This is a genomic window from Providencia alcalifaciens (assembly GCF_915403165.1).
Lineage (GTDB): Bacteria > Pseudomonadota > Gammaproteobacteria > Enterobacterales > Enterobacteriaceae > Providencia > Providencia alcalifaciens_C.
Genome location: NZ_OU659204.1, coordinates 1,451,499 through 1,472,985, shown reverse-complemented (window position 1 = coordinate 1,472,985; position 21,487 = coordinate 1,451,499). Strand labels below are relative to the sequence as shown.

At 43.8% G+C, this 21,487-nt stretch carries 25 protein-coding genes; 10 read left to right on the top strand and 15 right to left on the bottom strand.

Features of this window, described 5'->3' with window-relative positions; translation table 11 throughout:
• From fliM to fliR, 6 genes are read left to right on the top strand one after another with little or no spacing between them, the layout of a single operon-like run.
• Positions 1–1,008 carry a flagellar motor switch protein FliM gene (gene fliM, locus LDO73_RS06525; protein WP_224060703.1) on the top strand — a complete coding sequence of 336 codons (1,008 nt, stop codon included), beginning with the start codon at positions 1–3 and terminating at the stop codon, positions 1,006–1,008.
• Positions 1,001–1,417, top strand: coding sequence for a flagellar motor switch protein FliN (fliN, locus tag LDO73_RS06520; protein WP_036951399.1), 417 nt, complete (start codon positions 1,001–1,003; stop codon positions 1,415–1,417). The genes fliM and fliN overlap by 8 nt, the downstream gene beginning before the upstream one ends.
• A gap of 2 nt (positions 1,418–1,419) precedes the next feature.
• A complete protein-coding gene (gene fliO, locus LDO73_RS06515; protein ID WP_224060702.1) occupies positions 1,420–1,899 on the top strand; it encodes a flagellar biosynthetic protein FliO in 480 nt (159 codons plus the stop codon).
• A gap of 12 nt (positions 1,900–1,911) precedes the next feature.
• Positions 1,912–2,655, top strand: coding sequence for a flagellar type III secretion system pore protein FliP (gene fliP, locus LDO73_RS06510; protein ID WP_132494659.1), 744 nt, complete (start codon positions 1,912–1,914; stop codon positions 2,653–2,655).
• An 8-nt stretch (positions 2,656–2,663) separates the two neighbouring features.
• Positions 2,664–2,933 carry a flagellar biosynthesis protein FliQ gene (gene fliQ, locus LDO73_RS06505; protein ID WP_036951410.1) on the top strand — a complete coding sequence of 90 codons (270 nt, stop codon included), beginning with the start codon at positions 2,664–2,666 and terminating at the stop codon, positions 2,931–2,933.
• A gap of 2 nt (positions 2,934–2,935) precedes the next feature.
• A complete protein-coding gene (gene fliR, locus LDO73_RS06500; protein WP_224060701.1) occupies positions 2,936–3,715 on the top strand; it encodes a flagellar biosynthetic protein FliR in 780 nt (259 codons plus the stop codon).
• 55 nt (positions 3,716–3,770) lie between these two features.
• Here fliR and LDO73_RS06495 read toward each other — a convergent pair whose 3' ends face one another.
• Complete coding sequence (locus LDO73_RS06495) at positions 3,771–3,926, bottom strand: hypothetical protein (protein WP_224060700.1); 156 nt, start codon at positions 3,924–3,926, stop codon at positions 3,771–3,773.
• 212 nt (positions 3,927–4,138) lie between these two features.
• Between LDO73_RS06495 and LDO73_RS06490 the strand changes: the two genes are divergently transcribed.
• Positions 4,139–4,384, top strand: coding sequence for a hypothetical protein (locus LDO73_RS06490; protein WP_224060699.1), 246 nt, complete (start codon positions 4,139–4,141; stop codon positions 4,382–4,384).
• Positions 4,385–4,565: 181 nt separating this feature from the next.
• Here LDO73_RS06490 and LDO73_RS06485 read toward each other — a convergent pair whose 3' ends face one another.
• The 12 genes from LDO73_RS06485 to flgB form a co-directional block, all read right to left on the bottom strand.
• Positions 4,566–4,817 (bottom strand): helix-turn-helix domain-containing protein, encoded by a 252-nt coding sequence (locus tag LDO73_RS06485; protein WP_224060698.1) that lies wholly within the window; start codon positions 4,815–4,817, stop codon positions 4,566–4,568.
• Between the two features lie 543 nt (positions 4,818–5,360).
• Positions 5,361–6,296: a flagellar hook-associated protein FlgL gene (gene flgL / locus LDO73_RS06480; protein ID WP_224060697.1), complete on the bottom strand. Its 936-nt coding sequence runs from the start codon at positions 6,294–6,296 to the stop codon at positions 5,361–5,363.
• A gap of 49 nt (positions 6,297–6,345) precedes the next feature.
• Positions 6,346–7,986, bottom strand: a complete 1,641-nt coding sequence (gene flgK, locus LDO73_RS06475; RefSeq protein WP_224060696.1) for a flagellar hook-associated protein FlgK — start codon at positions 7,984–7,986, stop codon at positions 6,346–6,348.
• 139 nt (positions 7,987–8,125) lie between these two features.
• On the bottom strand, positions 8,126–9,106 hold the full coding sequence (gene flgJ / locus LDO73_RS06470) for a flagellar assembly peptidoglycan hydrolase FlgJ (protein WP_224060695.1): 981 nt from the start codon (positions 9,104–9,106) through the stop codon (positions 8,126–8,128).
• Positions 9,106–10,221: a flagellar basal body P-ring protein FlgI gene (locus LDO73_RS06465; protein ID WP_224060694.1), complete on the bottom strand. Its 1,116-nt coding sequence runs from the start codon at positions 10,219–10,221 to the stop codon at positions 9,106–9,108. Before LDO73_RS06465 ends, flgJ begins: the two co-directional genes overlap by 1 nt.
• A 35-nt stretch (positions 10,222–10,256) precedes the next feature.
• Positions 10,257–10,991, bottom strand: coding sequence for a flagellar basal body L-ring protein FlgH (locus LDO73_RS06460; protein WP_154628524.1), 735 nt, complete (start codon positions 10,989–10,991; stop codon positions 10,257–10,259).
• Between the two features lie 80 nt (positions 10,992–11,071).
• Complete coding sequence (gene flgG / locus LDO73_RS06455; protein WP_224060693.1) at positions 11,072–11,854, bottom strand: flagellar basal-body rod protein FlgG; 783 nt, start codon at positions 11,852–11,854, stop codon at positions 11,072–11,074.
• 47 nt (positions 11,855–11,901) lie between these two features.
• Positions 11,902–12,657: a flagellar basal body rod protein FlgF gene (locus LDO73_RS06450; protein WP_224060692.1), complete on the bottom strand. Its 756-nt coding sequence runs from the start codon at positions 12,655–12,657 to the stop codon at positions 11,902–11,904.
• Between the two features lie 15 nt (positions 12,658–12,672).
• Positions 12,673–13,941, bottom strand: a complete 1,269-nt coding sequence (gene flgE / locus LDO73_RS06445; protein WP_224060691.1) for a flagellar hook protein FlgE — start codon at positions 13,939–13,941, stop codon at positions 12,673–12,675.
• A 45-nt stretch (positions 13,942–13,986) separates the two neighbouring features.
• Positions 13,987–14,853 carry a flagellar hook assembly protein FlgD gene (locus tag LDO73_RS06440; protein WP_224060690.1) on the bottom strand — a complete coding sequence of 289 codons (867 nt, stop codon included), beginning with the start codon at positions 14,851–14,853 and terminating at the stop codon, positions 13,987–13,989.
• A 12-nt stretch (positions 14,854–14,865) separates the two neighbouring features.
• Entirely contained in the window at positions 14,866–15,270 is a 405-nt protein-coding gene (gene flgC, locus LDO73_RS06435; RefSeq protein ID WP_036951457.1) for a flagellar basal body rod protein FlgC, read from the bottom strand.
• Positions 15,271–15,275: 5 nt separating this feature from the next.
• Positions 15,276–15,689, bottom strand: coding sequence for a flagellar basal body rod protein FlgB (gene flgB, locus LDO73_RS06430; RefSeq protein WP_224060689.1), 414 nt, complete (start codon positions 15,687–15,689; stop codon positions 15,276–15,278).
• A 240-nt stretch (positions 15,690–15,929) separates the two neighbouring features.
• Between flgB and flgA the strand changes: the two genes are divergently transcribed.
• The 3 genes from flgA to LDO73_RS06415 all read left to right on the top strand — a co-directional run bounded on the left by flgA (position 15,930) and on the right by LDO73_RS06415 (position 17,602).
• Positions 15,930–16,601 (top strand): flagellar basal body P-ring formation chaperone FlgA, encoded by a 672-nt coding sequence (flgA, locus tag LDO73_RS06425; protein ID WP_224060688.1) that lies wholly within the window; start codon positions 15,930–15,932, stop codon positions 16,599–16,601.
• A 246-nt stretch (positions 16,602–16,847) separates the two neighbouring features.
• Positions 16,848–17,150: a flagellar biosynthesis anti-sigma factor FlgM gene (gene flgM, locus LDO73_RS06420; protein ID WP_154604169.1), complete on the top strand. Its 303-nt coding sequence runs from the start codon at positions 16,848–16,850 to the stop codon at positions 17,148–17,150.
• 11 nt (positions 17,151–17,161) lie between these two features.
• On the top strand, positions 17,162–17,602 hold the full coding sequence (locus LDO73_RS06415) for a flagella synthesis protein FlgN (protein WP_224060687.1): 441 nt from the start codon (positions 17,162–17,164) through the stop codon (positions 17,600–17,602).
• A 493-nt stretch (positions 17,603–18,095) separates the two neighbouring features.
• Here LDO73_RS06415 and flhA read toward each other — a convergent pair whose 3' ends face one another.
• Entirely contained in the window at positions 18,096–20,192 is a 2,097-nt protein-coding gene (gene flhA, locus LDO73_RS06410; RefSeq protein WP_224060686.1) for a flagellar biosynthesis protein FlhA, read from the bottom strand.
• Positions 20,185–21,336 carry a flagellar biosynthesis protein FlhB gene (gene flhB / locus LDO73_RS06405; RefSeq protein ID WP_224060685.1) on the bottom strand — a complete coding sequence of 384 codons (1,152 nt, stop codon included), beginning with the start codon at positions 21,334–21,336 and terminating at the stop codon, positions 20,185–20,187. Before flhB ends, flhA begins: the two co-directional genes overlap by 8 nt.
• Between the last annotated feature and the right edge of the window lie 151 nt (positions 21,337–21,487).

The following is a 21,487-nucleotide window of genomic DNA, read 5'->3' as shown; positions in this document are numbered from 1 at the left end:
ATGAGCGATAATATTTTATCTCAGGCTGAAATTGATGCGCTACTCAATGATGATGCGCCATCAAGCGACCAGCCATCAACGGATCTCCAAGGCAAAGACAACGTTCGCCCTTATGACCCGAATACTCAACGTCGGGTATTTCGTGAACGTATGCAGTCCTTGGAAATTATTAATGAGCGTTTTGCCCGTCAGTTTCGTATGGGGTTGTTTAACATGTTGCGCCGCAGCCCGGATATCACGGTTGGTGCCATCAAAATCGAACCTTATCATGAATTTGCGCGTAACTTGCCAGTTCCAACCAACCTGAACTTGATCCACATGCCACCGCTTCGCGGTACCGCACTGTTCACTTTCGAGCCAGCGTTAGTGTACATCGCTGTGGATAACCTGTTTGGAGGAGATGGTCGATTCCCTGTTCGTTCAGAAGGCAAAGAGTTTACCAATACAGAACAACGTATTATCAACCGTATGCTAAAGCTGGCTTTAGGCGCTTATCGTGATGCTTGGAAGCCGATTGCTGACGTTGAAGTCGAATATGTGCGTTCTGAAATCCAAGTTAAATTCACCAACATCACCACATCCCCGAACGATATCGTGGTCACGACGCCGTTCTTAGTGGAAATTGGTAATACCATTGGTGAATTCAGTATCTGTATCCCTATTGCCATGATTGAGCCATTGCGTGAGCGGTTAATTAACCCACCAATGGAGCAAGGGCATCAAGAAAATGAAGCGTGGGTAACTAACTTAGTCACGCAAGTAAAACGTTCAGAACTTGAACTGATTGCCAATTTGGTTGAGATCCCGCTGCGTATTTCTCGTTTACTGCAATTGCAAAAAGGGGATGTGCTCCCTATCGAGAAACCTGACCGTCTTATCGTCAATGTTGATGGCGTGCCAGTATTAACCAGTCAATACGGCACCCAAAACGGTCAGTATGCGCTGCGTGTGGAACATTTGATTAATCCTGTTTTAAACACTCTAGATGAGGAAAGTACCAATGAGTGAGGCGAAGAATTCTCTTGATGCATCAACCAACCACAATGAAGAGGATCTGTGGGCTGAGGCGCTGGAACAGCAAAAACAAGCGGAATCCGCCTCCGCAGGTATGCAAAATTTCGATAATTTCGACGGACAAAATCCATTAAATCAGTTATCTGATGTCGATATGATCATGGATATTCCGGTTCGCCTATCGGTAGAACTGGGTCGCACCAAAATGACAATTAAAAAATTACTGAGCCTGTCTCAAGGCTCTGTGGTTTCTTTAGATGGCTTAGCCGGTGAACCACTGGATATCCTGATCAACGGTTATTTGATTGCCCAAGGTGAAGTGGTCGTGGTGTCTGACAATTATGGTATTCGTATCACTGACATCATCACGCCATCAGAACGTATGCGCCGCTTGAGCCGCTAAATATGTCTGACGAAACCGAAGCGTCCTTGCAGACACCACCTTCACAGATTGATTCGGCGCACACTCAAAAGCCTTTTTTGACTAGCACCGTCAGCGGCGAAGGTAATTCCGCACAAGCTATCAATCAAAATGATAGCTTAGCGCAGATTTCAGGTGCGCTTGGTGGGATCATTTTACTGATCTTGCTAGGTGCATGGCTGTTTAAGACATTTGGGTTTGGACGTAATCCGCTTGTTAAGCATCAACTGATTAATGTGAAAGGTCGTTGTACCCTCGGTGGCAAAGAGCGCGTCGTCGTGGTGGAAGTGAATAACGAATATTTAGTGCTGGGCGTCACATCACAATCCGTGAATTTACTGCACCAGTACCCAGCCCCACAAGAAAGCGATGTTGTGAACTTTGCCTCTGAACCGTTAACGTTTCAGTCGATTTTCAAGAAAAAACAGGATGCTGCTAACGCTGTGGCACCTGAAAAACAGTAACCGGAAGCGCCCATGTCACCTTTAAAACCTGCTGCCATTATCAGCGCTCTGTTACTTGTTCTACCACAATCTGCCTCTGCGGCATTACCTGCCGTGATCAGCCATACATTAGCCGATGGTGGTCAATCTTGGTCATTACCCGTTCAAACTTTACTGTTTTTAACCTTGCTGGGCTTTATCCCCGCAATGTTGCTGATGATGACCAGTTTTACCCGTATTATCATCGTATTAGGGCTACTCCGTAACGCCCTCGGTACGCCGTCAGCACCACCAAACCAAGTCTTACTGGGCTTAGCCTTATTCCTCACATTTTTTGTAATGTCCCCGGTTGCCGATCAGGTTTATCGCGAGGCATATCAGCCTTTTAGCGAAGATAAAATTAGCCTAGAAACCGCATTAGAAAAAGGCACTGCGCCACTGCGTACCTTTATGCTAGGACAAACCCGTGAATCTGATTTAGCGCTGTTTGCCCGCATCGCCAAAGTGGGTGATATCCAAGAAGCCAAAGATGTGCCGATGCGCATTTTAATTCCGGCGTTTATTACCAGTGAGCTAAAAACGGCGTTCCAGATTGGTTTTACTATCTTTATCCCATTTTTGATTATCGACTTAGTGGTTGCCAGCGTATTGATGGCGCTGGGGATGATGATGGTGCCACCTGCAACGGTTTCATTGCCGTTTAAGCTAATGCTATTTGTGCTAGTCGATGGCTGGCAGTTGCTACTCGGTTCCCTTTCCCAAAGCTTTTTTAATTAGGAGCACATATGACACCTGAATCTGTAATGGCAATGGGAACGGAAGCGATGAAAATCGCCTTAATGCTGGCAGCACCTTTGCTGTTAGCTGCACTGGCAGCGGGTTTAATTATCAGCCTGCTGCAAGCAGCCACCCAAGTGAACGAAATGACATTGTCGTTTATTCCTAAGATTTTATCGGTAATTGCGGTATTAATCATCGCGGGGCCATGGATGCTGAACCTGCTTACGGACTATATTCGCACGTTGTTTAGTAACTTACCGTTTATCATTGGCTGATCATGTTAACCATTACCAGCGAAACGCTCACGCTATGGTTAAGCCAAGGTTTTTATCCTTTTGTTCGCCTGTTAGCCCTGTTTGGTACCGCCCCGTTTTTTAATGAAAAACAGGCTATCAGTAAGGTACGTATCGCCCTCGCGTTTTTTACCGTTTTAGTCATTTCCCCACAATTACCTGTCGCCACCATTCCTCTATTTTCAGCGATGGGATTATGGGTTTGTGTACAACAAATTGTGATTGGTGCCGCCATGGGATTGACCATGCAGATGGCGTTTGCCGCAGTACGTCATGCGGGGGAAGTGATTGGCCTACAGATGGGATTGTCATTCGCGACGTTCTTTGACCCGACCGGCGGCCCCAATATGCCGATACTCGGACGAATTTTAAACTTAATCACACTATTGCTGTTTTTGTCGTTCGATGGGCATTTGTGGCTAATTTATATTCTGACGAACTCGTTTGAGCTGATCCCTATCCAAACCGCGCCCCTGCACCGTGATGGTTTTTGGGTATTTTTGCAATTTGCCAATACCATTTTTATTAATGGATTAATGCTCGCCCTGCCCTTTATTACGCTGTTTTTAATCCTCAACTTATCCCTCGGTATTCTAAACCGAATGACGCCACAGCTGTCGGTGTTTGTGGTGGGTTTCCCCCTTACATTAACTATTGGTATCAGTATGTTGGGATTGATTATTTCTATCCTACCGCGCTATACAGAACGCCTGATCCATCAAGCGTTTGAGCAGCTGTCGTTGATGTTTAACTTGTGGATTTGATATGACCTACGGACTTGTAAGCCGTAGGTCACCCAAGGAATGTGAGCCATTCATTTTACTCAGCTTCCGAATTCTCAAAAGAGTCATTTTTGTCTTCTAACTCTAATATAACTATCTCAGATGACATATTATTTCGTTCTTCTATTTCATAAGCTCTGCGATATTCTGGATCTTGTATCCATTCACTATGTAACTCAGCATGCGTTTTCATTTCTTCCTCCCAACATATTGAAATAAAACATAATTAGTTAGTTCGATAAAATTTGAGCTTTATTTAAAATGAAATAATATTAAATCACCTTCAATTTAAATATAAAAAACTAATCTGAAATTTTAGTTTGAAAAAAACAATAAACATTGCTAAATTTCTGGTGATTAAAATTAGTTCTTTCCGATGTAACCATTAAATTAGGAAGAATATTTATGATACCAAATAGAATTACCATCTTTGTTAACCAATTAATTTACCCTGTTATTGGTACAAGTCATTCTCGCCAGAATTACGAGCATACAATCAAGTTAATAGAATATTTAATTGAAAACGATCCTGACAATCCACTAGTAGAAATCATGTGTACTCTCATTGAAGATTATGAAGAAAATGCTGATGAGTTTTCTAACTTTAACAATATGTTGGAAAATAAGACAAGCCAGAATTTCATAGCTTAATAAAAATTAAAATCCATTTAATCTTTCATCAAAAAACATTTATTTTCTATATATTAACTATATTGTTAATAATTATTAAATTACTTCATCATCAATTACTGAGGGAATATTAATTTCAGTCCGTTTTACCCTATTCCTATCAAGTCGCCATTCATAGCAACAATGTTTGAATTCTCGACACTCACCACTCCTTATCCCAGCCTTTAACCTCACCTAATGTTGAACCTCGCTTTACTACATGAAGCTCCAACTCTAAGGAGGCAAGAATTTTGAATAATGTTCTAAGTTTTGTTGACCCCGGTTTTTTCTCAAAATCAGAGACCGTAGCCTGCTTAATACCGATTAGTTCAGCAGTTTCTGCTTGAGTCAATTTACTTTTCTTACGATATTCACGAATTGTGGTAGATAGTATAAGGGGCGTTGTAACTTTCATTTAACCTCCGACAATTGTCATTTCTTTTATACCCTAAAGGGGATAAACCAAAAATATCCTTCGCTAGGGATAAAACACGCTCTATGGAGATAAATATAAAAGAGCTATACAAGGTAATGAACCAGAGATACTCTCTATATTCTTATATTTATACTTCTAATCTGCCTGTACGGCAGTGAACATTATAATTATTTTTCTTAAACTATTAATCATTTTCTAAGCTGCCTATGCGGCAGTGAACTTTTGTAAACTTTTGCTAACTTATTCATATGCTCAAGAGATATTTCTAAGCTACCTATACGGCAGTGAACAACAATAGGTTATTAATTAAAGAGCATAAAACAAAGGTCAAATTCATCGTGACAAATACTACAAGCCAACAATAGAAAAATAAACTCAGTTATCTCGAACGAGAAAAACGAAAATACAGATTGGAATGTGAAAATCGTGCGAGAAAAATCAGAAGGGAAAATTGGAAATAATCTCAGAAGAAAACCCGCATCCAATACACATGCCACTGCTACAGGATGCGGTAAAAATCAATTAACGGCCGCCAAATAATGACATGCTGTTGAGATCTTTGAAAATATCTTGAGAAGCTTGGAACATCGCCTTCTCTTTATAATAATCCGTTGTCGTCGCTGTCCAGTTAGTCTCTAACAACTCACTTTTACGCGCCGCATTTTGGATAGAACGGGTATCTGCTAAGAAATCAAGTTTATCAATCTCTTGCAGCTGTAAACCTTGCTTCGCTTCGATATTGGAGATTTGATCCAATGCCGCTTTGATACCACGGTTAGCCGTATCCATACCCGCTTGCGCTCTGTCTAAATCTGCTTGCGGTGCATTTTCTTGTGGAATACCCAGCGCTTTGATGCCTTCGTTCAATGCTTTAAATACATTGACCATACCCGCACCATCGGTTTCAAACACTTGCGCGCCTGTGAAATAGGTAGTCATTTCACGCTCACTCGCGACGTTCTGAGTGATTGGTTTATCGCCACCGTGGTACAGCACTTCACCAGCAGCATCAATTTCAAATGGTGGCTTATCGGATTTAAAGCCCGCGAAAATATAGCGGCCATTACCGTCAGTGGTGTTCCCCAGTGCAACCAATTGATCTTTCAGGCCAGTCAGTTGCTCAGCCAGTGAATTTCGGTCTTTATCGCTCAGGGCACCTTGGTTAGAGGCCTGAATGATGGTGGTATCGATTTGCGTTGTCACATCCGTCATTTGAGTTAGGATACTCATTTGCAACGTCATGCCAGTTTTCGCGAAACCACGGCTGGTCACATACTGTTGGTTACGGTTTTCAGACTGGTTAATACGCACCGCTTGAGATGACGCCTGCGGGTCATCTGAAGGCTTGTTTACACGCTGCCCGGAAGCCAATTGACTACCTGCATCCATCCAACGGGATTGAGCGCCATTCATGTCCTGTAAACGTTGGTGGAAAATCATATTAGTACTTAAACGCATCGCTTAAATCCTTATTAATTTCTGATTAAAACCCAGTATTTTTAATCAATTAGAACGCACGCATTAATGCATTGAATAAATCATCAACCGTCTTTAACACCTGAGCATTGGCATTAAAGAATTGTTGGATTTTTTGCATCTGAATGCTCTCTTCATTCATGTTAACCCCCGAAATTTCTTGCTCTTGGCGATAGAAACTTTCGGTCATTTTATTCTGGGTTTCAGAATCAATTTGCGCTTGCTTAGTACGACTTCCCACATCATTAACTAATGTTGCGTAGAAATCAGAGAACGTCGAGCCACCATCAATCAGTTTTTGATCTTGCAGCTTAACTAACTCTTTGATGTTTTCGTTGTCACCCGGGCCACCATCTTTACTGCCTGCTTTTGCAAACTGCGAAGACTCGGTTACCAGCGTTGACATACTGTTAATCACGCCATTCATCGGTTTAACGACGAAAGTATCTCCTTGTGCAGGAGTATTAGTCGTAATTTTGAGTTCAATACCTTCAAATTTCAGTGATCCTGGAGTGGTTGTATCAACTTTAACGTCAACGCCATCCGGTAAACGGGTCACATTCCATTTTCCGCCATCAAAACGCATTTCATAGTTTTTGCCCGTGACTTGAGAAACATCGCTGTAACTCAAATCAAAGTCAGTTTTACCCGTATTGAAGGTATTGCTGACCACGGTGCCTTTACCAATCGCGAAAAAGTCTTTGCCAGTTTCACCATTAGAATCAAATCCTTTTTGATGAATTTCATTAAATTTAGTCGCGAAAACTAACGCTAATTTATTGATTTTTTGATAAGCAGGGTCGAGCACTTCTTGGCGTGAACGCAAAATACCGCTCAATTCGCCACCTTTGAAAACTTCGTCAGGGATTTCACGAACTTGGTCATTCGCGCCCACAAAGCCAATGCTAAAACGGCTGTCATCTTTTGAGGATGGCACCGCTTCTAATCGGTTAGCTTTTTCGCCAGTAACTAGCGGCAAACCGCTCGCAAAGGTCACGTTATAGTTGCCGTTTTGTTCGATAACTTTGACGCCGACCAACGAGTTAACTTCATTCACTAAGCGATCACGGACATCCAGCAGGTCATTAGGTTCTGAACCACTGACGGAGCGTACGCGCGCGATTTGTTGGTTTAAACCCGCAATTTTTTCTGCGTAGATGTTGATATCTTTCACCTTATTTTCAATTTGGCGGTTGATATCACGTTCCATCTCTTGCAGTTGCTTATCAGCTTCTTTGAATTGAGAAACTAACGCGTTAGATTGCCCTAAAAAAACGTCAAGCAGCGTTTTGTCGCTCGCGTCACTGCTGGCTGTATCCAGCGCAGTAAAGAAGCTTCCGATGCTACCAGACAAGTCTTCGACATCGTTTGTCAGCAGGTCATCAACTTTGTTGCAGTTTTTCACATACGCTTCGAAATCACCGCTACGTGCTCGGGATTGGCTGTATTGCGCATTAACAAATTCATCAAACTCACGGCGAACATGGCTGAAATAGGTGCCGTTACCAAAATAACCATTAGGTGTCATCGTACCGGGATTCTCCCCGAAAACAGCACTTTGGCGGTGATAGTAACCCACGCCAGCGTTCGCTAAGTTGTTAGAAATAACACTTAGCCCGCCTTGCGCAGCGTTCACACCACTGAGCGCATTATTCATTACATTGTTCAGCATAAGCTTTTCCTATTCTTGGGACTGAGCGCTTTGATTGGCTGACTCAATCTCAGCGCTAGCCACTCAAAATTTTTCACTTATTCATTTATCGGAAAGTTTGCGCAAATGTTTAGCGCAAACTTTGATTTATTGAGACGCGTTAAAAGATATCGTTTAAGTCGATGTTATAAGCTTGAATAGCCCGTGATGCCGAGGTATTCGCCACACTGCCCGAACCACGGATCTGGTTAATTAACGTGATCAATTTGTCTGAATATCCTGGGTCGGTCGCATACCCCGCTTTATGGAGGCGACGTGCAGCAATTTCAGGGGTTGCGGCGTGTTTAACGTCTTTATAGCGAGGATTCTCCGTTAACAGGCTGATATAGTCGGAAATTGCCTCTTCATACGAGCCATACACACGGAAATCATCGCGCATTTTAATAGTTTTGCCGTTGATCACTTCCGTGGTCATAATATTCGTGACCGGTCCTTGCCAATTTTTGCCTGCTTTAATACCAAATAAGTTATGGCTGGTTTTGCCTTCCGCAGTCAGAATTTCTCGTTTTCCCCAACCACTTTCTAATGCCGCTTGTGCCAAAATTAAGAAATGGGAAATACCGCTTTTTTCACTGGCATTTTTAGCAGGCTCAATCAATTGATTGATAAAATTGCTGCTATTGAGTGACAAGGATTTGATTTGCTTGAAAGGTGAAGCCAGTGCATCACCCATAGCAGGGGCAAATCGTCGTACCATTTGCTCTAAAGCGAACGGTGGCAACGATTGCAATGCCTGCTCATTGAGTGGCATAAATGCACCTTGTGCGGGTGAGCTTGGTGATTGAGCATGGGTCAATTGCTGATACATCATCTCCCCAAAACCGAGCCCTTTTTGGGAAAGGTCTTGGGCAATTTGTTGGTCATACATACTGGTCATCATGCGCGTTTGGTCGCTAGAGAACATGCCATCTTGCGGTAATGCAGAACGCATACTTTTGAGCATCATTTCCACAAATGTCGCTTCCAGTTGCTGCGTCACTTGACGCAGCCCTTGTTCTGGCGATTTATTTAACTCGCCTTTTAAACTGGTTAACGACTGGACATCATACGCAGCCCCTTGTAATAACTGCATATCGCTCATTAGATGATCTCCAGTTTCGCACGTAAGCAACCCGCACTTTCCATCGCTTGCAAGATAGACATCAAATCTGTTGGCGTTGCCCCTAAAGTATTGAGCGCTTGGATAACTTGGTTAAGCTGCACGCTTGCATTCACTTTCTGCAGCGCCCCGCCTTGCTCTTTCACGCCAATATTGGTGTTACGAGTGACCACTGTTTGCCCACCAGCAAATGGCGTATTCGGTTGGTTAACTTGGGTTTGACGGTCAACCGTCACGGCTAAGCTACCGTGCGCGACCGCGCAGCTGTCTAAGGTGACACTGCGGTTGATCACTACTGAGCCGGTGCGTGAATTCAGGATAACTTTGGCTTCTGCCAGCGGAGTACGGACATTTAGCTCTTGAACTCGTGATAAAAAGCGAACTTGGTCCGTATTATTTGCAGGAACAAGTAATTGAACAGTTCGTGAATCTAATGCTCGTGCAGAACCCATTCCACCCAGACGGTTAATCGCATCTGAAATGTCTTGCGCTAATGCGAAGCTGTCTTCGTTAAGTTGCAGGTTGATAGCACCACTTTGGCCAAAGCTACTGGCCAGTTCACGTTCAATCGTAGCACCATCAGTAATGCGCCCACCATTTAGCTGGTTGACTTTTATACTGCTTCCACCCGCGCTAGCCCCTGCTCCGCCAACTAAAACGTTACCTTGCGCCATTGCGTAAATTTGCCCATCAACGCCTTTTAATGGGGTCATCAGCAAGGTACCACCACGTAAGCTTTTTGCGTTACCCATCGAGGAAACAACAACATCCACCGATTGACCTGAGCGACCAAATGGCGGCATTCTCGCCGTGACCATAACTGCTGCAACGTTTTTCAGCTGCATGTTAGTGCCAGGTGGAACGGTAATGCCCATTTGGGACAACATGTTATTTAAGCTTTGAGTGGTAAATGGCGTTTGCATGGTTTGGTCACCCGTTCCATCCAATCCGACCACTAAGCCATAACCAATTAATGGGTTATCCCTCACCCCTTGAACCGTGGTGAGGTCTTTAATTCGTTCGCTGTAGGCAGGAGCAACAAATAGGCTCCCGAAAAGGCAAACAAATGAAATGAGAACGAATAATTTGTTTTTCATTGATTTTTCTCGGCTATTAGCTGACGGATATTCACTTAGTAAGGGGATACATTTAAGAAGAAACGCTGTAACCACCCCATTGTTTGGGACTCGTTGATATAGCCATCACCAACGTATTCAATCCGTGCATCAGCCACTTGCGTGGAACTTACATTGTTATCTGCACCAATCGTGCGCGGGTTGACCACGCCGGAGAAACGAATAGATTCCGTTCCCTGATTAATCGCAATGCGTTTTTCACCCACGACATGCAAATTGCCATTTGCTAATAACTGGTCAACAGTTACGGTAATGGTGCCTTTAAAGGTATTGTTGGCATTTGCGCCGCCTTTGCCGTTAAAGTCGCTGTTTCCTTTCACATCAATTTCTGTGTTGCTACCGCCTAACCAACCTTGCATAAAACCGGGCAGGATCGCTGCCAAAAATCCAGTTTTTCCACTACGGTTTGCATTTGCAGACGAGTTTTTACTCGCACTCACGTTTTCTTGTAGGTTGATCGTTAAGATGTCACCAACGTTACGTGGTCTTCTGTCTTCAAATAGCGGCTGGTAGCCGTAGTAAGCAGGTTGAGCACTTTGAAAAATGGCACCGTTAGGAGCAGGTGCAGTGGGTGCAGTCGGTACTGCACTGGTTTGTGTGTCCACCAGCGGGCGTGGCTTAATATGTGCACAGCCATTTAATGTGACCGCCACTGCCGCAACCAAACAGACGGATTTTGTAGTCTGTAACACTGTTTTTCTCCGCTTAGGAACAATACCGTTTTCAATCATCATGCGACTCTTTTGCTACTGGATACCTTTGTCATCACGAAAAGCAGTTCACGATTCTATTCATGAACTGCCATCCTTACTTACAGCTGTGTCAGACGTTGCAGCATTTGGTCTGATGCAGAAACTGCCTTACTGTTAATTTCGTATGCTCGTTGAGTTTGGATCATGTTCACCAACTCTTCAGCAACGTTAACGTTTGAGGTTTCTAACATGCCTTGATACAACAACCCTGCGCCGTTAGTGCCCGGAGCACTCTCATTTGGTGCGCCTGAACTTGCGGTTTCCATATACAGGTTTTCACCCATGCTTTCTAAGCCAGCATCGTTAATAAAGGTGGTTAACGTAATTTGACCGACTTGCTGTGGTTGGTTGTCCCCATACACAGTAACTGAGACGGTACCGTCACGGGCAATACTCAAGCTGTTGGCGTTTTCTGGGATCATAATCGCCGGAACCACTTGATAGCCGCTCGATGTGACTAACTGGCCATCTTGGTTACGCTGCAAAGCACCATCACGGGTGTAAGCATCGTTACCATCTGGCATCTGAACGTGTAAAAAACCTTGACCTTTGATAGCAATATCCGTGGTCGTACCGGTTTGGTTCAAGTTACCTTGGCTATGAATACGTACCGTTGCAACGGGACGCGCACCGGTACCCATTTGTAAACCTGATGGTAATGAGGTTTGTTCCGAACTCATCGCACCCGGCTGACGGATGTTTTGGTACAGCAAATCTTCAAATACCGCACGCTGGCGTTTAAAACCGTTGGTGCTGACGTTTGCCAAGTTATTGGAAATTACGTCAAGGTTAGTTTGTTGAGCATCAAGCCCTGTTTTTGCAATCCATAAAGAACGGATCATAGTCATTCCTTACTAACAATTGCCGGCTAGCGGCTAGCTGTTAGTGATTAGCTGATCGTAAGTAGTTGATTGGCACGCTGCGCATTTTCGTCTGCGCTGTGGATCACTTTCATTTGCATCTCAAAATGGCGAGCATTGGCAATCATGGAGACCATGGCTTCAGCGGCATTGACATTACTGCCCTCAATCACCCCCGAAGTCACGACAGCACGCTCACTCATTGGTAATCCGTTACCATTTGCCGCTTGCGCCTGAGTTGATAAATGGAATAAACCATCCTCGCCACGGACTAAGTCTTGCGGCTGCGCTTCAACCACTTTGAGACGACCAATCTGTCCCAACATGGTTGGTGGATCGGTTGCCAGCAACGCCGTAATAGTGCCATCGTTACCGATGGTTAATTCCGCGTTAGGTGGCACGTTGATAGCGCCACCATCACCTTGCAACACACGCTCACCAATCATCAATTCACCGTCTGGCGAAATTTGAATGTTACCGTTGCGGGTATACGCTTCCGTGCCATCGCCTAAAGCGACTGCCAAAAAGTGTTTATCATTCAACGCAACATCCATCGGTCTACCGGTATAGTTCAGTTGACCTTGGCTCATATCCGCACCGGGTGTTGATGCGACAACTAGCGTACGCGTCTGCTCAGTATCACCGTGAATAGGCACCGCGCGCATCGCTGACAGTTGGGCTTTAAAGCCCGCTGTTGAAACGTTCGCAATGTTATTCGAAACAATACTTTGGTTTTCAAGCGCATGACGCGCCCCGCCCATTGCGGTATAAATGACATGATCCATCGCCAGCCTCTAGGATTAACGTAAGTTAACCAGTGTTTGTAACATCTGGTCTTGTGTCTTAATAGTTTGGGCGTTGGACTGATAGTTACGCTGCATCACAATCATGCTGATCAGTTCTTGGCTCATATCCACGTTAGACGATTCCAGTGCACCACTGGTCAATTTACCGAATTGACCTACACCCGGAACGCCGTCCATCGGGTTACCAGAAGCATTAGACGCTGCCCAGACGTTACCGCCTTGGGAGACTAAACCGTTCGGGTTAGCAAATGCGGATAACGCAATTTGACCCACAACGCGTTTTTGTTGGTTGGAGTAGTTAGCAACAATCAAACCGTTATCTTCGATTTTGAAGGTGGTGTATTCACCCGCTGGGTAGCCGTTAACATCGATAGCACTGACTGAAGATTCGCTCACTTTTTGTTGACGAGTTTTGCCAAGATCAACTTTTAAAGTACCATCATTCGCGCCATTTAAGCCTTTAAATGGGAAATCAAAGGTCGTTGGCAATTGAACCGTAGTGTCTGGATCACCTGGGTTTGGACCTTTTACTACTTTTTCAGTCAGTAATTTACCGTTGCCGTCAAACTCTAATTCACCCAGCTTTTTCGCGACAGTTTCATTCGCGTCTTTGGCATGAACCTCCCATTTGTTATCGTCTTTCTTTACAAAATAAACAGAAATTTCATGGGTGTTACCTTGGCTGTCATAGGCCGTCATGGTAGTGCTGAAGTTATACGTTGCAATATCGTCTGGGTTGTTTGGATCAAACGCTTTTGCTTTAACTTTATCTTCTGAGTTCAAGTTAATCGTTAACTTAGCTAAATCAGATTGTTTCGCGTCCATCATATCCGTTGGAATATTCATCCCAGCCGGAACACCACCGCTTTGTACTGTGATGTTACCTTTGTCATCCACGCTTGCCGGGTATCCTGTCACTACCATGCCTTGGTTGTTGACTAAGTTACCGCTTTTATCACGCAGGAATTGGCCGTCACGGCTGTAATAAACATCACCGTTTTGGTCTTGAACACGGAAAAACCCGTTACCGGAAATTGCAACATCGGTTGCTCTATCAGTACGGGTAATTGGGCCATCTTTGAAGTTTTGAGTGACGGCTGCGACGTTAACACCTAACCCAACACCAGAGCCGGCAAACATATCAGCAAACGAGGTTGTCGCCCCTTTAAAACCGTTAGTTGCGGAGTTAGCAATGTTGTTACCAATCGAGTCTAGCCCCGCTGATGCTGCATTTAAGCCACTGACTGCTTGTGAAAAAGACATATTTTCTCCATGAATATTTGGGGAATAAAAGTTTGGGGAATAAAATTAAGATGCGGGATACACTTTAAAGATGCTGCTTAGTGGCACGCTTTGCCCTATTCCAACATCCAGTAATGGTGCATCTGAGCCAGGTGTGACACCATTGACACGGGTATAACCGAGTTTGGTGACCTCAATTTCAGACCCCATCCTGACGGCTTTCACATCAAAGAAATATTTACCTTTCGGATCGGCAACCACATTGCCGTTGTTATCGCGACCATCCCATGCCATATCGTAAATATCGGGTTTCACTTCTGAGTCATAGGTGATGGTGCGGACTACGGTGCGGTTTTTGTCTCGAATGGTAATCTCAACGCGATCGGCCATCTTCGGTAGGAAGAAACCAAATGGCGATGAAATGTAATCGGTTTGCGGTTCTTCAGTGCCTTCCCCGCCTTCATTACCTTCTGTTGCGCCAAAATTACTGAGCCCAAAATTAGATGGGCTATTAGCGCTAATCACATCATCAGGTAACGGGTTAGCCGGCTTAGCCACATTGCTCTTTTCGCCATTGCTCTCTTTTTTCAGGGGCGCAAGCACAATTTCATTGCGCGGGATAAGCACCCCTTTGCCCACTAATTGTGTCGCCTGTAATGACTGTCCAGATCCAATTTGTTGTGAAATTCCGGTGACGCTATCGCTGAGCTTATTCATGCTCTCAAGTGTTGCGATTTGAGCCAGTTGCCCCGTTAAATCCGCATTGTCCATTGGTTTGGTCGGGTCTTGGTTTTTCATCTGCGTGACAATCATGGTTAAAAATGTGTCACGCATATCATCACTTTGACTTTTCTTTGGAATATTACTCGCTGCGGCTGCAGGTCCTGCAACCGAGTTATCCAAAGAATCATTCATTGAGGCAGAAATTCCCATTGCGCGTCTCCGTTACTGACCTAGCGTTAAGGTTTTCTGTAGCAATGTTTTAGCGGTATTCATTACTTCTAAGTTAGCTTGATAGCTACGCGATGCGGAGATGGTGTTGATCATTTCACCCACGGTATCGACGTTAGGCATCTTTACATAGCCTTTTTCATCAGCAAGAGGATGACCTGGCTTGTATTCCATACGCGGGGGAGCGGGATCTTCGATTAATTCACTCACTCGAACGCCACCGACTTGGTTGCGGCCTTGTGGAGCCATTTGAAAAACCACTTGCTTCGCGCGGTATGGTTCACCATCAGGACCCACCACACTTTCTGCGTTCGCCATGTTACTCGCGCTAACGTTTAAACGCTGAGATTGCGCGGTTAATGCAGAAGAGGAGATATCAAAAATACTGAGTAAACCCATAACCCTTACCCTTGTTGTAGAACGGCCAACATACTTTTGACTTGGCTATTGATGAATGTAAGATCGGCTTGATATTTCAATGTATTATCAGCAAATTGGCTGCGCTCAACATCCATATCAACCGTGTTTCCATCCATTGAAGTTTGATAAGGTACGCGGTATTTCAGATCCATTGCAGCGGGCTTCATATCGTGCCCTTCAATGTGTCCTTTCGCTGTCACTGCCAGTGAAATACCCTTTCCTTTCACCACACCTTTATCCATCGCTTGCTGTAACTGACGGTTAAAATCAATATCACGAGCTTGATAACCGGGAGTATCCGCATTGGCGATGTTAGAAGCCAAAACAGTCTGTCTTGCTTCTCTTATGGACAAAGCCCGTTGCTGGAAAGCAAAGGTGGCATCTAATTTATCAATCATGGTTTCCTCAATGGATTTCAGTTAATTCCTAATCAGCTAAAACGAAAATTAAGAATTTTGTAATTGCAGTTTTTATCCGCACAAAATCTGAATATAGAAATTCGATGCTCATATTAGCTGGCAGATAAAAAATCTAATGGCGAGATAAAGGCAAAATAATTGACCTATTTGCCTCATTCATTATTGACGATGTAGGTAAACTTCAAGGGTGAAAAGGTATGAGATGAAAAAGGAAACGGGATGATAAAAACTATTTCTTCAATTAAATATATTTTATATATCAGTATATTAAACCTATTTTCTTTTTCTGTGCAAGCCTCTCTCCCTCAAGATATTGACCAGTATTTCCGTAAAATTCATGGAAAACAAAATAGCGTTTCAATTGAAATAAAAACCCCAATTGATAAATGGCCAAATTGTGATAAGCCGCAAATTGGCTTACCAAGTGGTGGCCGTAATATGGGGAACATTTCACTTCCTGTGCAGTGCGATAAGAAAAAACAGTATTTACAGCTGACGGTGAATGTCACTGGGCAATATTATGTGGCCACCCGCAATATTCAACGGGGAGAAACCATTGAATTTGTGGATATTGGCACCAAAAAAGGGGTTATTCATCAATTGCCATCAGGGGCATCTACCGACAAGGTGGCACTGCGTGGTACGTTAGCCCTTCGCAATATTACCGCAGGACAGACATTTACTAACTCAATGGTTAGACGCCCTTGGGCGATTAAGGCAGGTCAAACCGTGTATGTATTTGCCACTGGAAATAACTTTTCCGTTAAGTATGAAGGTAGAGCCATTAATAATGCCGCGATGGGTGAGAATATTCGGGTTCGACTTATCAATGGGCAGGTGGTTAATGGCGAAGCTCAAGAAAATGGCAGTGTTCAAGTGGCGCTTAACTAGCTTAATTTAAAATTAAATCATAAAGTTATAGCATGATAATTTTCTGTTTTTGAAGCGAATTACAGGTATAATTTTTGCAATTCGTCTGAAGTAGTTAAATATGCAGTTAATTATCAGGATTTACATCGTGATTTAAGTAAAATTACTTATCACACTTGTAATTTGAAAGCTAACCGAATATTAAAGGTTCACTAATATCTGCCGATAACCTTCTATATCAAAAATATCGGGAACAGGAAAAATACTATGGCTATTGAGCAAACATCTGCAATCTCTGCCTTGACTCAGGTAACCACTCGCGATCCACAAGAAACCGCAGCGCTGGTTCGTGAGAAAAAAGTCTCTGCAAATGAAGCCGTTAAAGAAAGCACTTTTGCACCGAGTGAGTTACAAAAAAAATTACTTCAGCCTCAAGCTTCTGATATTGATGTCGCTAAAGTTGAAAAAATCAAACAAGCCATCAAAGACGGCACACTAACTATGGATGCAGGTAAAATCGCTGATGGCATTTTACGTGACGCCCATGAATGCATGCTTTCTATGAAATAAACTGAACGACTATGAACGACGAATTATTACTCCTATTAGAACAGCAGCTTGGTCATTTGCAATCACTGGAAATTGTGATGAAGAATGAAGAGTTATTACTGGGTTACCATCGTGTGCCACCCTCTCCATTTCAGGAAACGACGGAGCAAAAGCGTTTTTTAGTTGCCGCTATCAGTCATGGCGAGAACCACCGTTTACAACTGGAAGAGCAAGCAAAAATCGTTGCACCTTATGACGGTAACCCAGCACTCAACCACACTTGGAATACAATTAAAGACCTGACGACCCAGCTAAAAGATTTGAATTATCGTAATCACCAAATGCTTCAACTGCATATTGAGCTGAATGCACAACGTCTAAATTTTGTGAAAAAGCATAATAATCAGTCAACTTACGGTGCCGATGGCTTAGAATCTAAACGCCCTGCGTTAGGAAAGAAAATTTCAATTTAGATTTCTGGCTAAACCTATTTTCCTCGCCCCCTATTTTTATCTGGTTAAATGATCAGAGTCTTTTTGTTTATTAAATTTAGTCTATTGGTTTATTAAACTTAGTCTTTTGGCCGATTAAATTTCGCCTTTCTTGCTTTTATTCTCGTCTCAATACGCTTCACAACCTCTCCATCTGTAACCCCAATTTTTTCCAATCCTTTAGCAAATCGCAGTAATTCTTTCAATGTGTCTGCGATGTTATTTACACCATGATTATGTATAAGGTATCGATGCACTTTAATGATTAATATCTAGTATTTTTTGTCTCATGTTCGTAAGACTTGATGCCGTTCGCACCATTCGGTTTAAAGTCCACAAAGACCTTAACTGTGCTTTTATATAAAACTAACGGGCGAAAAAATAGGCAGTGAGTGAGGGGTTATGATGCTCATCTCACTACACTGCCTATTGTGATACTTATTTGCGTTTCGTTAACTTGAAATCAATCGACTATTTATGACCCACTGATCATCGATGTCATTCTAATCTTACGGTGATCTGTCATTTCTAAATTTGACATCACCACTAACTGCGGCAAGCTACGACGCAGGAAGCGGGATAAAATCAATCTCAGTGCATGATTCACTAACAATACGGTTGGTGCGCCCATCGCTTCTTGATGCCCCACCGCTTCTTCTGCTTGAGTTTGAATAAACTGCGCTAAGTTTGGCTCTAAACCACCACCATTCTTCGCGGCTTGTAGCAGGATTTGCTCCAACTTCGCATCCAACCCAATCACTTGAATCTCTTCAGCGCTACCAAACCATTGCTGGGTAATGGAACGTCCCAGAGCAATACGTACCTGAGAAGTGAGGTAATCGGTATCTTTTTGTTCACCATTCTCACCCGCCATTTCAGCCAGCGTTTCAATAATGGTACGCATGTCACGTATCACCACATCTTCCATGAGTAGGTTTTGTAAAACGCGATGCAAGATAGTCAATGAAATAGTGTCAGGGATCAAATCATCCGCCAGTTTTGGCATCTCTTTTTTCACTCGGTCATACAACATTTGGGCTTCTTGACGACCGAACAGAGTGCTTGAGTATTGCAGTAAGATTTGGTTAAAGTGTGTTGCTACCGCGGTACTTGCGGAAACGACGGTATAACCTTGGATTTGTGCTTGTTCACGTAAGTCGTCATCGATCCATACAGCCGGTAGGCCAAACGCAGGTTCTTTAGTGATATCCCCTTGTAAGGTTCCCGCCGCATTGCCCGGATCAATCGCTAAGTTGCGTCCAGGTTGAGCTTCTCCGCGCCCCACCTCAGCCCCTTTGATAAGAATGCGATATTCACACGGGGATAGTTCTAGGTTGTCGCAAATATGTACCACCGGAGGTAAGTACCCAACTTCCTGAGCAAATTTCTTACGTAGCCCACGAAGTCGACCCAATAGCTCCCCTTGTTGATCGTTATCCACCAATGGAATTAAGCGATAACCGACTTCCATTGCCAGTAAATCTTCTAACTGCACATCATCCCATGTAGCTTCGACCACTTTATTGGCTTCTTGGAAATGTTGCGCTTGGCTATCATCCATCGCTTTTTCAGGATTGCGATCGCGTTTTACCAGATACCACCCTAATGCAGCCAATGCCGCAGTGAACAGTAGGAAAACAAAGTTAGGCATCCCCGGAATAAGGCCTATCAACCCTAATACCCCAGCACTGAGCCACATTACGCGCGGGTTATTAAACAGTTGAGTGACCATCTGCTCACCAACATCTTCATCGGTTGCAACACGAGTGACGATAACCCCTGCCGCCGTTGAGATGATCAATGCTGGAATTTGTGCAACTAGACCATCACCGATGGTTAATAAGGTATAAGCGCTCGTTGCATCACCGAGGGTCATATGGTGCTGACCCACACCGATAATCAGGCCACCGATGACGTTTATCACCATGATCATAATCCCGGCGACGGCATCACCACGGACGAATTTACTTGCACCGTCCATTGAGCCGTAAAAATCGGCCTCTTGGGTCACTTCTGCTCGGCGTTTTTTCGCTTCATCATCATTAATGATACCGGCGTTTAAGTCGGCATCGATGGCCATTTGCTTACCCGGCATACCATCAAGCACAAAGCGAGCGCCCACTTCAGCGATACGCCCCGCCCCCTTGGTGATAACCATAAAGTTAATCAGAACCAAGATAATGAAAACGACGATACCAATGGCAAAGTTACCGCCAACCAGAAAGTGACCAAAGGCTTCGACAACTCGTCCTGCTGCATCAGGTCCAGTGTGTCCATCCAACAGGATGATACGCGTTGAAGCAATATTCAAAGATAGACGCAATAAGGTTGCGAACAGCAAAATAGTGGGGAATGCGGCAAAATCCAATGTCCGTTTGGTGAACATCGCCACTAACAGAACCATAATGGACAGAGCAATGTTAAAGGTGAACAATAAATCAAGCAAAAATGCCGGTAATGGTAAAACCATCATCGACAAAATCAGTAATATCAGCACGGGCCCAGCGAGGATTTGCCACTGAGTTCCTTGTAAGTTTTTCGGCAATTTTAAAAGTGCAGCCAAATTAGCCATCGCGATTGTTATCTCCAGCAAAATCCAGCGTCGGTGGCACTGGTAAATTTTTCGGTTTCTTTGGTTTCAGGCCACCCTCTTTACGCCAACGGCGCAATTGGTAAACCCATGCTAAAACTTCTGCTACCGCTGCATACAGCGCAACAGGGATACTTTGCCCAATTTCCGCATGACGATATAAGGCACGCGCAAGCGGTGGTGCTTCAAGCTGTAGAATTCGATGCTCTTCGCCAATCGCTTTTATACGCTGGGCAATCACACCCGCCCCTTTTGCTAATACTTTTGGCGCTCCCATTTTTTTATCGTCATATTTTAGGGCTACAGCGTAGTGAGTCGGGTTGGTGACAATCACATCCGCACTGGGTACATCTGACATCATTCGGTTACGCGCAATCGCCCGTTGTTGCTGACGAATTTTGGCTTTAATGTGCGGATCACCTTCTTGTTGCTTAAATTCGTCTTTAATTTCTTGGCGACTCATTCGCAACTTTTTCAAGTGGGAGCGAAATTGATAAAACACATCAAATGCCACCATCGGAATTAATAGAAAGACAATTAAATAACCCGCAAAAATCACCTTCTCTAGTGCATTCGCCAACGCGGTTGTCGGTGATTCCATCACCAAATGGAGTAACGATGGCCAACTTTGCCAGAGAAAAATGGATGCTCCTAACCCCACAAACAGTGATTTTAATATCGCCTTAAATAATTCAGATAAGGCATTCATGGAGAAAATTCGTTTTAATCCTTTGATAGGGTTTAATTTTTTCAAATCAAACTTAATCAATTTGCTATTAAATAACAGCCCACCTACCAGTGACGATGCAGAGATCCCCACCAGCGCTAGCCCACCGATAATTGGAAATAGGGCGAATAACGCCTCACTAACTACCCTTCCCAAATAACTGAGCATCAGCCCAGTGTTTTGCAGGTAATGCCCGTCAAAGATAAATCCTTGGCGCATGATTTGTCGTAGCTGATTTGCCAAATGCCCACCACTTAGCCACAGTAAACTGACTCCAGCCAACATCATCATGAGGGAGCTTAATTCTTTGGAGCGAACAATTTGCCCATCATCTTTCGCTTTCTGCTTTTTATGGGGCGTGGGTTCTTCTGTTTTTTCTACATCACTTTCGTCGGACACGTGACTTCCAAAAAATTAGCCTATACGCATAGTCGCTATAGCATGACAGAGTGTAAAAAAATCAATGGTGGAAAATAGACATACTTCGCAGGGGTTTTTAAGCTATTGAGCAATATGGCAACAACTTTGCGAAGCGCTTCGCAAAGAGGCA